Genomic DNA, 244 nt, shown 5'->3' on the forward strand with positions numbered 1-244 from the left:
CTAAACGTGGGTATCAAATTCGTGGTTCTTTTTCGTTTGATACAATTAATGATCCAAAGAATATTGATAAGCCTAAAGATGTGATTCGACGAACACTAGATGTCGTCAATAAAAGTATGGTGGCTGTTTTTCCAATCTTTAAAAACTCTACTTATACGGAGTATGCAGATGGTAGTAAGTCTGGTCCAAGTATTGATGAATCTGAAAAAGTGAAGCGTGCATTAATTGATAATGTAGCTAATAT

At 34.0% G+C, this 244-nt stretch carries 1 protein-coding gene; it reads left to right on the forward strand.

What is annotated here, in order from left to right:
* A partial coding sequence (locus KTHG_RS20980) for a hypothetical protein (protein ID WP_370362739.1) occupies positions 1–244 on the forward strand: 244 nt, incomplete at both ends.

The organism is Kurthia sp. Dielmo (assembly GCF_000307285.2).
Classification (GTDB): domain Bacteria; phylum Bacillota; class Bacilli; order Bacillales_A; family Planococcaceae; genus Kurthia; species Kurthia populi.